Source organism: Neisseria sp. CP9 (assembly GCF_047758525.1).
Lineage (GTDB): Bacteria > Pseudomonadota > Gammaproteobacteria > Burkholderiales > Neisseriaceae > Neisseria.
In genome coordinates, this window is sequence record NZ_CP180502.1 from 2,116,365 (window position 1) to 2,127,684 (window position 11,320).

At 50.2% G+C, this 11,320-nt stretch carries 10 protein-coding genes; 9 read left to right on the forward strand and 1 reads right to left on the reverse strand.

Annotated features, from left to right (window positions below; genetic code table 11):
* The first annotated feature begins 6 nt into the window (after positions 1-6).
* From queD to ACMYUL_RS10210, 7 genes are all read left to right on the forward strand, one after another.
* The gene (gene queD / locus ACMYUL_RS10180) at positions 7-429 is read left to right on the forward strand and encodes a 6-carboxytetrahydropterin synthase QueD (RefSeq protein ID WP_415770346.1); all 423 of its coding nucleotides are present in this window, start codon (positions 7-9) and stop codon (positions 427-429) included.
* Positions 430-434: 5 nt separating this feature from the next.
* Positions 435-950, forward strand: a complete 516-nt coding sequence (locus tag ACMYUL_RS10185; protein ID WP_415770348.1) for a hypothetical protein — start codon at positions 435-437, stop codon at positions 948-950.
* Between the two features lie 57 nt (positions 951-1,007).
* Entirely contained in the window at positions 1,008-1,379 is a 372-nt protein-coding gene (locus ACMYUL_RS10190) for a DUF1304 domain-containing protein (RefSeq protein ID WP_415770350.1), read from the forward strand.
* Entirely contained in the window at positions 1,376-2,014 is a 639-nt protein-coding gene (locus tag ACMYUL_RS10195; RefSeq protein WP_342030894.1) for a 7-carboxy-7-deazaguanine synthase QueE, read from the forward strand. The genes ACMYUL_RS10190 and ACMYUL_RS10195 overlap by 4 nt, the downstream gene beginning before the upstream one ends.
* A 162-nt stretch (positions 2,015-2,176) precedes the next feature.
* Complete coding sequence (locus ACMYUL_RS10200) at positions 2,177-3,613, forward strand: hypothetical protein (RefSeq protein WP_415770352.1); 1,437 nt, start codon at positions 2,177-2,179, stop codon at positions 3,611-3,613.
* A gap of 261 nt (positions 3,614-3,874) precedes the next feature.
* Positions 3,875-4,405 (forward strand): CbrC family protein, encoded by a 531-nt coding sequence (locus ACMYUL_RS10205; protein WP_415770354.1) that lies wholly within the window; start codon positions 3,875-3,877, stop codon positions 4,403-4,405.
* A 420-nt stretch (positions 4,406-4,825) separates the two neighbouring features.
* Entirely contained in the window at positions 4,826-6,991 is a 2,166-nt protein-coding gene (locus tag ACMYUL_RS10210) for a TonB-dependent siderophore receptor (RefSeq protein ID WP_415770356.1), read from the forward strand.
* Between the two features lie 184 nt (positions 6,992-7,175).
* Here ACMYUL_RS10210 and ACMYUL_RS10215 read toward each other — a convergent pair whose 3' ends face one another.
* On the reverse strand, positions 7,176-7,700 hold the full coding sequence (locus tag ACMYUL_RS10215; RefSeq protein WP_415770358.1) for a hypothetical protein: 525 nt from the start codon (positions 7,698-7,700) through the stop codon (positions 7,176-7,178).
* 329 nt (positions 7,701-8,029) lie between these two features.
* Between ACMYUL_RS10215 and pepN the strand changes: the two genes are divergently transcribed.
* The gene (pepN, locus tag ACMYUL_RS10220; RefSeq protein ID WP_415770360.1) at positions 8,030-10,633 is read left to right on the forward strand and encodes an aminopeptidase N; all 2,604 of its coding nucleotides are present in this window, start codon (positions 8,030-8,032) and stop codon (positions 10,631-10,633) included.
* Positions 10,634-10,783: 150 nt separating this feature from the next.
* Complete coding sequence (locus tag ACMYUL_RS10225) at positions 10,784-11,212, forward strand: hypothetical protein (protein WP_003764307.1); 429 nt, start codon at positions 10,784-10,786, stop codon at positions 11,210-11,212.
* Positions 11,213-11,320 lie beyond the last annotated feature (108 nt).

The following is an 11,320-nucleotide window of genomic DNA, read 5'->3' on the forward strand; positions in this document are numbered from 1 at the left end:
CCCACCATGAAAATTACCAAGATATTCACCTTTGACTCTTCACACATGCTCGACGGGCATGACGGCAAATGCCAAAACCTGCACGGGCATACCTACAAACTCGAAATCACCGTTTCAGACGACCCCATACGGGGTGGCGCGAAAGACGGCATGGTGATGGATTTCACCGACCTCAAAGCCATTGTGAAAAAACACATTACCGACCCTTTCGACCACGCGTTTATCTACAACGGCGGGAACGAGCGCGAATGCCAAATCGCCGCGCTCTTGGAAGGCTGGAACATGAAAACCCTGTGCCTGCCCTGCCGCACCACTGCCGAAAATATGGCGGTCGAAATGTATGACCGTTTGCAAAACGCGGGGCTGAAAGTGTGCAGCGTGAAATTGTGGGAAACGCCGACATCGTGTGCGGAGTATGAAGGGGAGTAGGGGAGATGCGGATAAGCGGCTTGCTGTTTGGAAAATGGTTTGACGGTGTGTTGGCGGTTTTCTGCTCGCTTTGCATATTGGCAACAGTGTCCTCGATATTTATCGGATTCGACCTGACCGTCGGTAATATCCGCAGTCGGGAAATACGGTTAAACGCTGCCGAAGTCAAAATTACAGGCAAGGCTTATGACCCGAGTGTGCGCATTGTCGGCGGCAAAGAGGTTATTAACGCAGACTGCCGCATGGGTATGAGTAGAGTCTGTGCGGAATATCATGGTGAAACGCTGTATGCGGAGAATCTCAAGATATTGGTTTTGAATGACAGATATTATGCCGTTGCCGGCGGAACGCTTCATTATGGCGGTAATGAATTGACGATTGGAAGCGGAACGGATGAAGCCGCCTTGTCAAAAGAGTTTGCAGACAGCAAGCGGATATATCCGGAATTCTTTATGATGGGTGCCATTGTTTTGCTGCCGTTTTTGCTTATTTTGTTTGTATTGAAGCGGTCTGCTAAATAAACCGCACTTTGGTTTTCAAAAAAATTTCAATAACCTAGATTCTTTAAAGGAATACCCATGAAACTCCTCTCCACCCTCTTAGTCCTCCTCGTCGCCGCCGAACATTTCTACATCGCCTGGCTTGAAATGACGCAGATTCCCAGCGAAAAGGTGGCGGAAATGTTCAAACTGCCTTATGAATTTATGGAACAAAAGCGCGTGCAGACCCTGTTCAGCAACCAAGGGCTGTATAACGGCTTTCTCGGCATCGGGCTGGTGTGGTCTCGGTTTGCCGCGCCGGACAATGCCGTTTACAGCGCGACGATTCTGTTTCTCGGCTTCGTCTTGATTGCCGCCGCATGGGGCGCGTTCTCTTCCGGCAACAAAGGCATACTCGTCAAACAAGGTTTGCCCGCGATGCTGGCGGCGGCAGCGGTGTTGGCGGTATGAAAAAAATCAGCGTCGCCCCCGAAAATCCGCAATACCGCATCGTTGAAATTTTCGAGAGCCTGCAAGGCGAGGGCTGGAATACGGGTATGTCTGCCGTTTTCGTCCGTTTGGGCAAATGCAATCTGGCGTGCGGCTGGTGTGATACCGATTATTTAAAATTCGGTATGATGAGCCTGTCCGACATCTTAGGTCGTCTGAAAACCTATACTGCCCGCAATATCATCATCACCGGCGGCGAGCCGACCATACAGCCGCATCTCGATACGCTGCTGGACGCGCTCAAGGTGGAAGGCTATTTCCTCTGTATCGAAACCAACGGACTCAAGCCTGCGCCGCCGCAAATCGACTACGTCGCTACCAGCCCCAAAGCCTGCTACGCCGACAAATACGAAACGAACTGCATCGCCGAAGCCGACGAAGTGCGCATTGTGGCGGACGGTGATGTCGTTGCGTTCTGCGAAAACATGGAACGCAAAATCTGCGCACGCCATTACTACCTTTCGCCCTGCGAACAAGACGGCGCGATGAACATCTACGACACCATCCGCCAAATCGGTATCTTAAACAGCCGCCCCGACGCGCCCGTACATTGGCAGTTGAGCGTGCAGACGCACAAATGGGCGGGGATAGAGTAGGTTTCAGACAACATATTGATGTAAGGTTGGGGAGTTAAAAGGTCGTCTGAAAAGATAAAAGGGTCGGGTATTGATATCCGACCCTTTTTATATGGCAAATGCAAAAAATAAAGCCGATACACAGTATAATCGCCTTATTTTGCCTGACTCTATAAAAACATCATGAAATGTTTCTGGAAATACTTGCTTTGGACGCTGGTCATCCTGCTGCTTGTCGTAGCGGTCATCTTCTACATCGTTCCCTATTATTTGAAACAGCGCGAAATCCAAGCCGCGCAAGCGGATTTGGCGCTGCTTTCCATTCAGTCCACCCCGTCGCCATCTTTGAAAAACGGCATAGATGCCTTGTGGCTGCTGGAATTCCGCACGAAAAATGATGCCGACCGCGCCGACTTGATGAAGCGTTTCGGGAGCGACATTCAAGGTAATAAAAACCAAGATATCCTCAAACAGAATCAAGAATTGCAAGGCAGGCGGCTTATTGTCCCTGAGTACGGTGACGAATCATTGGCATGCGGCACAACGGCGGCAGAGTGCTTGGCTGAAGTGCGTGCCGACTTGCCGAAAGCGAAAGCCGTGGTGGAAAAATACGCCGAACTGTTAGCCAATGTAGACAGGCTTGCTGACTACGATATTTTTGTTTCAAGAGACTGGCCTAATGATGATTATGATATTGCTAATAAACCGCTTCCAAATCTGCAATTCGTGACATACGGTAGAAAACCTGCCGCACTTGATTGGGTGGAAGGTCGGGAAGCTGAGGCATGGAAGCACGTTTGCCGAAACATCAAGACGGGTCGCGGTATGCTGAATAATGACCCGGAGTTGATTTACGCCATGATAGGGAATGCCGTCATCCGAAGGAATACCGACCTTGCCGCGCAAATGCTGTACGAAAAACCCGAGTGGGCAAACCGTCTGCCTGCCGAATGTGACGGGATGTTTGATGTTCTGACAGTAGAGGAACAAAATATTTGCTTGGCAGTTCAAGAAGAGTTTCGGTTAAACGGCAATTTACTACGGAAATTGGAGTCTACAAATCAAGGTTTATTTTTTTTACAGGGGATGCTGGCATTCGGTGAGTTACAGGAGTCGATGGCATTGGGTAATGGTGAAATGTGGGATGCCGACATAATGCTTTCTTTTTTATTGCGTCCTAATGTGGATGCAGAACATACATTAGCCCACAACTCGCCTTACCTCGCTGCCTACTGCAAACCGGAAAAAATGGCTATTTTGAAAAATGACACTAAGGTGCAATGGATGCCTTCGCAAGAGATAAACCAGACATTCGCTAAAAAATGGGCGTGTATGGGTAATAGTGTCGGCTGTATCCTTTACGCTATTGCTCTTCCTAGCTACGACCCCTACGTCCTTCGCCTACAAGATACCGCCATGCAGCAACGCGCATTCCAAGCCGCTTTAGAGTTATACCGACTGCCCGCCGGTAAACGCCGCGCTGCTTTAGAAAGCGTTTTGGCAAAACATTCCAGCCCTTCCCGTCAATTGCGTTGGGATGAGCAGCAGAAGGTTGTCGATTTTGAAATTTACGAACCGAATAACCGACCGCAGGCAGTTAAATTGAATTTGGAAAATTGATTCAACAGATTTGTCTTTCAAATAGCTAATCCAAAGGTCGTCTGAAACTTTTCAGACGACCTTTTTTGCGGCTGTCGGGTTTTTTAAAATTGATTGAGTAATCAGAAGACGCCATGTTGGATCGCCTGTTATCTGAAACAGTGTAAAATCCAAATTATGTAGAGAGTTGCACACTTTGCTTACAGTACCGTATTTGCCAAGAAAACTTGGGGAAAAGCTTCAAGTTAGGCTGTTTTAACCTAAAATTAAAGATCTGAAATCATGAGCCACGTTAAATTTCCTTATCATCCGAATATTTATCAACTGGAATTTGGTCCAATTGAGCGCAATCAAGACGGTCTTGTTTGTCAGGTTTGCGGCTGTGTTCCTGATCTTTATTTGGATAGTATGTATACGACAGAGGAGGTTGATTGTCTTTGTTTGGATTGTGTAGCCAGTGGCGCTGCGGCAGATAAGTTTGATGGTGATTATATTCAAGATGCGGAATCTGAAATGGTCAGTGATCCGGAACGGGTTAAAAACTTTTTCCGTACCACGCCGGGTTATAGCAGTTGGCAGGGAGAATATTGGTTAGCTTGTTGTGATGATTTCTGTAATTTTATTGATCATGTGGGAATGGATGAACTGAATAAGATGCCCGAAAAAGAAGCTATTTTGGCAGATTATGAGCTTTCGGATGGATTTGACCGTGATATTTTGGAGGAATGTCTCAGTCGAGATGGCGACATGGCAGGTTATCTTTTTCAATGTCGTCATTGTGGCAAATATAGACTTCATGTGGATGCAAGTTAGGATATGGATGATAGGAAACTGTCGATTTTGAAATTTACGAACCGAATATCCGACCGAATATCCGACCGCTGCCACTTAAATTGAATTTAGAAAATTGATACAACGGTTTTATTTTTCGCATAAATCAGCCAAAGGTCGTCTGAAAATTTTCAGACGACCTTTTTTGCGGCTGTCGGGTTCGTTTGATAAAAAATGAAAGGCAGAAATCAATACAGATGGAAATGACGTATTGGATAAGATGTAAATTATTTGATTCTTTTTCGACTGTTCAATATACTCCGACCGCTTTATTTCATCTTATTACGGAAATTTGATAAAAATTCTCATTTTACGACATAAAAAAAGCCTTTTACTGCCGATTTGCGTAAGGAGGCTTTGAGCTCCGCCGCCATTCGGACGGCTGAATAATTAGGAGACACCATGCCATTATCTAAATTTCGTCCGGCACGTTTGCCGGTTGCCGTTGCTGCGGCACTTTTATCCGCCTATTCCTTCGGGGCAGGGGATGGGGTTGAGCAGGTTGATTTGCCTACCGTACAAGTAAAGGGCATCGGCAAACAGACGACCAACAACTACACCATTCCGGCTTCCTCCGCTGCGACAGGCATCCGCCTGACTCAGCGCGAAACGCCGCAGTCTTTGTCTGTCGTTACCGAAAAACAAATGGACGACCAAGGTTTGGATACCTTGCAGGACGTGTTGAAACAAACGCCGGGCGTGTTCCACAGCAAAATGGGCAACAACGTATCCGGTCACAGCCAGTTTATTTCGCGCAGTCAGGCGATTGACAGCATCTCCGTGGACGGTGCGCCCAAGTTCCTTTACGACGGTAAAGCCATACGCCGCGGCACCAACAATCTGGACAGCACGTTGTACGAACAAGTCGTCGTCGTGCGCGGCGCAAGCGGCTTGTCTAACGGCGGTATGGGCGAACCGGGCGGTACGGTCGCTTTGGAACGCAAAAAACCGACTGCCAAACCTGCCGTCAGCGTGGAAGCCGGTGTCGGTTCTTGGAACCACTACCGCTTCGTCCTTGATGCCAATCATCCTTTAAATGCAGACAATACCTTGCGCGGACGCTCCATTTTGGTCAGCGATCACGGCGGCGATTACCTGCCGAACACATCGCGTCACAATCACACTTTCTACGGCATTCTGTCTTACGATCTCACGCCGCAAACCCAATGGCGCGTCGGTACGGAGCTACATCGTTTCCGCAATAAGGGCAGCTCGCGTTTCAGCTATCTGACCGTAGCGGGAAATCGCAAAGACGGATTCAAGCCGTTTGAATCTTCACCGCGCAACAATTCATCCGCACGCTGGGCATACGGCAAAGACAACAGTGCCGAAGTATTCACTTCTCTCAGTCATGAATTTGCCAACGGCTGGAAGCTGACGGGCGATTACAGCTATCTGACAGGTAAAAGCGATATTGTTTCAGGCATTGCCGGTACATACGAAATCAATCCCGACTACTCTGCGCTTTTCACTTCAGACCGCGACCGCAGCAAATACCGCGATCAAGATTTCTCGTTGACTTTGGACGGCGACTATCCGGCGTTGGGTCGTTCGCATGAATTTAATGCAGGTATCAGCTATCAGGGCAACCGAGAAAACCTGTCTTTCTATCAGGAAGGCGAATCGATTATTCCTGATTTGCGCCAATTTGACGGCAATGTTGCACAGCCCGATATGCCGTATTTGCGCGACGGTTTTACCAATATGAAAAACCTGTCGGTTTACGGCTCAACCCGTTTCAAACTGACTGACCGATTCGCCCTGATCGGTGGCGCACGTTTTGTGGATTGGCGGTACCGTTACAGCACCAACCGCAACAAATTCGCTTACAGCAGCCACAAACAAAAAGTTTTCATTCCTTATCTGGGTGCAACCCTCGATATTGGTGAAAACTTAACTGCCTACGCGTCGTACACCACCATCTTCCGTCCGCAAGTGCGTTACCTGACTAAAGACGGCGCATCGCTCGAGCCGCAACGCGGTAAAACTTACGAGACCGGTTTGAAAGGCTCATGGTTTGACGGTCGTCTGAATGCTTCTGCGTCTGTGTTTATGAACAAACGCGACCATTTGGGCGTTTATGCGGGTAGATTGCCAAACGGTGAAGAATACTACCGCTCTGCTGATAAAACGACGACTAAGGGCTGGGAGCTCGCCGTCGGTGGACGCTTGAGCGACAGATGGCTGCTTAATGCTTCCTATGCGCGTTCCAAAATCAAAGACAGCGAAGGCAAGCAACTGCATCCGTCTTATCCCGTTCATTTGTTCAAACTCTTCACGGCGTACGACGTAACCGACCGTTTGAACTTGGGCGCAAACGTCAACTGGCAAAGCCGCAGCCATACGCTGGACGAATATCCCGCTGATATCAACCCGGCTGCCGCCGCAGCCTTAACCCAACGCCCATACGCTACGCTGGACTTGACCGCGCATTACAAAATCGGCAAATCCACCCAAATCGGTTTGGACTTTGAAAACGTGTTCAACAAACGCTACCGCACCATGCCCGATATCCACGTTTACGGCACGCCGCGCAGCCTGACCGCTACGTTGAAACACACGTTCTAAATAGGCAAAAGAAAAGGTCGTCTGAAAATCTCGATTTGAGGTTTTCAGACGACCTTTTAGTGTGTATGGCGTGTATTGCGAGGAGATATAGTGGATTAACTTTAAACCAGTACGGCGTTGCCTCGCCTTGTCCTGATTTAAATTTAATCCACTATAGTTGTAGGCTTTTGCCAAAGCAGCAATGCTATTGGGACGGGGCGCATTCTTGCAGCAGCAGGTTGTCCGTCATGTTGTCAGGCATTTCTTCCGAGGATTCGTGATGAACCAGAAAACCGCCGTCTTCCTTGTAGAAATCGGTTTCCGTAAAGTTGCCGATTGTCCATGTGTATTGACCGTCGCTAAATGCGTTCAAGTCTTCGTTGCTCATTTCGGGGCTGAAAGGCGCGACAAATTCAGCGCCTTTAAAGCGCACTTGCGCCGCGGCACCGTCCTCTGTTTTGAAATAGCGGACGGTCACGCTGCCGTTGTCTTTGCAGCGGTAGGTTTGCCATTTTGCCTGTTCCAAGCCGGTCAGATTTTGTGTGGCGGAAGGCGCGGAGGCTGATGCAGCCTCGGAAGCGGCGGCTTGTGCCGGGGCTTGGGAAGCTGCGGCTGCCGACGCATTGGAAGCTCCGGATGCGCTTGCTTCTGCCGTTTTGTCACCCGCGCTGCAGGCGCATAACAAGGCAGTCAATGTGGAACACAAAAGGAGCAAAGGTTTGGAAGACATATTTATCACACCTCAAAGATAATCAAAACCTGACGGATTGGAACGGGAATGTCGGTAAAGGTTCAGCCGTTCATTGTCGAAGGGGGTATTCTAACAGCGTAAATGAAAGACGGGGCGGCACCTGACTTTGTGGCATGAAATATTGGATAAAAGGTATTTTTGTGGGATGATGGGTGCGAAGTTTGTTATTTTGTTAATATTGCATTTTCAGACGACCCAATAGTGGATGACGGCAATCAGGACAAGGCGCAGCGACGCTGTCCGATGAAGGTTATCCACTCTATCTCTTTTTAAATTCTTTAATTGATTCCTTATCCGAAAGCAAAACCATGAGCAAAACCGTCCATTATCTGAAAGATTACCAAACGCCTGCCTACCGCATTCTCGAAACCGACCTGCATTTCGACATTGCCGAACCGCAAACCGTCGTGAAATCCCGTTTGACGGTCGAGCCGCAGAGGGTGGGGGAGCCGCTGGTGTTGGACGGTTCGGCGAAACTTTTGTCCGTCAAAATCAACGGGGCGGCGGCGGATTATGTGTTGGAAGGAGAGACGCTGACGATTGCGGGCGTGCCGTCCGAACGCTTCACCGTCGAAGTGGAAACCGAAATCCTGCCGGCGGAAAACAAATCGCTGATGGGGCTGTATGCTTCCGGCGGCAATTTGTTTACCCAGTGCGAGCCGGAGGGCTTCCGCAAAATCACATTTTACATCGACCGTCCGGATGTGATGTCCAAGTTCACCACCACCATCGTCGCCGACAAAAAACGCTATCCCGTTTTGCTTTCCAACGGCAACAAAATCGACGGCGGCGAGTTTTCAGACGGCCGCCATTGGGTGAAATGGGAAGACCCGTTTGCCAAACCGAGCTATCTGTTTGCTTTGGTCGCGGGCGATTTGGCGGTAACGGAAGACCGTTTCACCACCATGAGCGGCAGAAACGTCAAAATCGAGTTTTACACCACCGATGCGGACAAGCCCAAGGTCGGCTTTGCCGTGGAATCCTTGAAAAACGCGATGAAGTGGGACGAAACGCGCTTCGGTCTGGAATACGACTTGGATATTTTCATGGTCGTCGCCGTGGGCGATTTCAATATGGGCGCGATGGAAAACAAGGGTTTGAACATTTTTAACACCAAGTTTGTCCTTGCCGACAGCCGCACCGCCACCGATACCGATTTCGAAGGTATCGAATCCGTGGTCGGACACGAATATTTCCACAACTGGACGGGCAACCGCGTAACCTGCCGCGACTGGTTCCAGCTTTCGCTGAAAGAAGGGCTGACCGTGTTCCGCGACCAAGAATTTTCCGGCGACCGCGCCAGCCGCGCCGTGCGCCGCATCGAAAACATCCGCCTGCTGCGCCAGCACCAGTTTCCCGAAGACGCAGGCCCGACCGCGCATCCGGTGCGCCCCGCCAGCTATGAGGAGATGAACAATTTTTACACCATGACCGTTTATGAAAAAGGCGCGGAAGTGGTGCGGATGTATCACACCCTGCTCGGCGAAGAGGGTTTCCAGAAAGGCATGAAGCTCTATTTCCAACGCCACGACGGGCAGGCCGTTACCTGCGACGATTTCCGTGCGGCGATGGCGGACGCGAACGGCATCAATCTCGACCAGTTCGCCTTGTGGTACAGCCAGGCGGGAACGCCCGTTTTGGAAGCGGAAGGTCGTCTGAAAAACAATATTTTCGAGTTGACCATCAAACAAACCGTGCCGCCTACGCCCGATATGGCGGACAAGCAGCCGATGATGATTCCGGTCAAAATCGGACTGCTGAACCGCAACGGCGAAGCGGTGGCATTCGATTATCAGGGCAAACGCGCAACCGAAGCCGTGTTGCTGCTGACCGAAGCCGAACAGACCTTCCCGCTCGAAGGCGTAACCGAAGCTGTTGTTCCCTCGCTGCTGCGCGGGTTCAGCGCGCCGGTGCATCTGAACTATCCGTACAGCGACGACGACCTGCTGCTCCTGCTCGCCCACGACAGCGACGCCTTCACGCGCTGGGAAGCCGCCCAAACGCTCTACCGCCGCGCCGTCGCCGCCAACCTTGCCGCGCTTTCAGACGGCGTCGAGTTGCCGAAACACGAAAAACTGCTTGCCGCCGTTGAAAAAGTCATTTCAGACGACCTCTTGGACAACGCCTTCAAAGCCCTGCTTTTGGGTGTGCCGTCCGAGGCCGAACTGTGGGACGGCGCGGAAAACATCGACCCGCTGCGCTACCATCAGGCGCGCGAAGCCTTGTTGGACACGCTTGCCGCCCACTTCCTGCCGAAATGGCACGAATTGAACCGTCAGGCGGCGAAGCAGGAAAATCAAAGCTATGAATACAGCCCAGAAGCCGCCGGCTGGCGCACGTTGCGCAACGTCTGCCGCGCCTTCGTCCTGCGCGCCGACCCCGCACACATCGAAACCGTTGCCGAAAAATACGGCGAAATGGCGCAAAACATGACCCACGAATGGGGCATCCTGTCCGCCGTCAACGGCAACGAAAGCGATACGCGCAACCGCCTGCTGACGCAGTTTGCCGACAAGTTTTCAGACGACGCGCTGGTGATGGACAAATATTTCGCCCTCGTCGGCTCAAGCCGCCGCAGCGACACCCTGCAACAGGTTCAAACCGCCTTGCAGCATCCGAAATTCAGCCTCGAAAACCCCAACAAAGCCCGCTCGCTCATCGGCAGCTTCAGCCGCAACGTCCCGCATTTCTACGCGCAAGACGGCAGCGGCTACCGCTTCATCGCCGACAAAGTCATCGAAATCGACCGCTTTAACCCGCAGGTCGCCGCCCGCTTAGTGCAGGCGTTCAATCTCTGCGACAAGCTCGAACCGCACCGCAAAAACTTGGTGAAACAAGAATTGCAGCGAATTCGGGCGCAGGAAGGCTTGTCGAAAGATGTGGGCGAAATTGTCGGCAAGATTTTGGATTGAGGCCGTCTGAAACGATAATGCAAATTATTGTAATGAGATAAAAAAAGGTCGTCTGAAACTGTCATTTCAGACGACCTTTTGTGATAGACACATATTCTGCTTCGTCATAAAATGCCATCTGTTTATTATTGATTGAACGATGAGGCTAAAATGAAGAAATATATTCTTGCAGCGTGTGCATTATGGTTTGCAGGTCAAGCATTAGCCGCTGATTTTTCTGGAAATTGGGGGTATGAGCAAGAACTGGAAGATGGTATCTACGGTAAATATTTTAATATTAAGCAATCACCAAAATACATTATTTCCGGAGAGTGGAATGAAGGCCGTTCGAACGGCCCGGGCGGCAGCGGCAAGGTAAAAGGCTATGTCAAACGCGGCAAACTGTATTTGAGCTATTGCAGCGAAGGCGACGATTCTTGGTACACGCATTGTCCGAAATATGAAAAAGACCGCGGATATTTCGTGCGGAGAAACGGACAGCTTGTCGAGTATTACAGTTTGCACGGAAAGCGCAATGCTTATAGGAAGGGCGATGTATTCACCCGACAAAAAGAAAAAGCAGCCGACGCATCCGAATAAGCAAAAGGCCGTCTGAAAACCGACGGTAGCGGTTTCAGACGGCTTTTTTCTATTAAATATCATTTAATTTCTTGAATTTATAGTGGATTAAATTTAAATCAGGACAAG

Excerpts from the sequence above, each read along its gene's own strand:
- ACMYUL_RS10200 (WP_415770352.1), top strand. The coding sequence starts at position 2,177 with ATGAAATGTTTCTGGAAATACTTGCTTTGGACGCTGGTCATCCTGCTG.
- ACMYUL_RS10215 (WP_415770358.1), bottom strand. The coding sequence starts at position 7,700 with ATGTCTTCCAAACCTTTGCTCCTTTTGTGTTCCACATTGACTGCCTTG.
- ACMYUL_RS10185 (WP_415770348.1), top strand. The coding sequence starts at position 435 with ATGCGGATAAGCGGCTTGCTGTTTGGAAAATGGTTTGACGGTGTGTTG.
- ACMYUL_RS10195 (WP_342030894.1), top strand. The coding sequence starts at position 1,376 with ATGAAAAAAATCAGCGTCGCCCCCGAAAATCCGCAATACCGCATCGTT.
- ACMYUL_RS10190 (WP_415770350.1), top strand. The coding sequence starts at position 1,008 with ATGAAACTCCTCTCCACCCTCTTAGTCCTCCTCGTCGCCGCCGAACAT.
- ACMYUL_RS10210 (WP_415770356.1), top strand. The coding sequence starts at position 4,826 with ATGCCATTATCTAAATTTCGTCCGGCACGTTTGCCGGTTGCCGTTGCT.
- ACMYUL_RS10225 (WP_003764307.1), top strand. The coding sequence starts at position 10,784 with ATGAAGAAATATATTCTTGCAGCGTGTGCATTATGGTTTGCAGGTCAA.
- pepN (WP_415770360.1), top strand. The coding sequence starts at position 8,030 with ATGAGCAAAACCGTCCATTATCTGAAAGATTACCAAACGCCTGCCTAC.
- ACMYUL_RS10205 (WP_415770354.1), top strand. The coding sequence starts at position 3,875 with ATGAGCCACGTTAAATTTCCTTATCATCCGAATATTTATCAACTGGAA.
- queD (WP_415770346.1), top strand. The coding sequence starts at position 7 with ATGAAAATTACCAAGATATTCACCTTTGACTCTTCACACATGCTCGAC.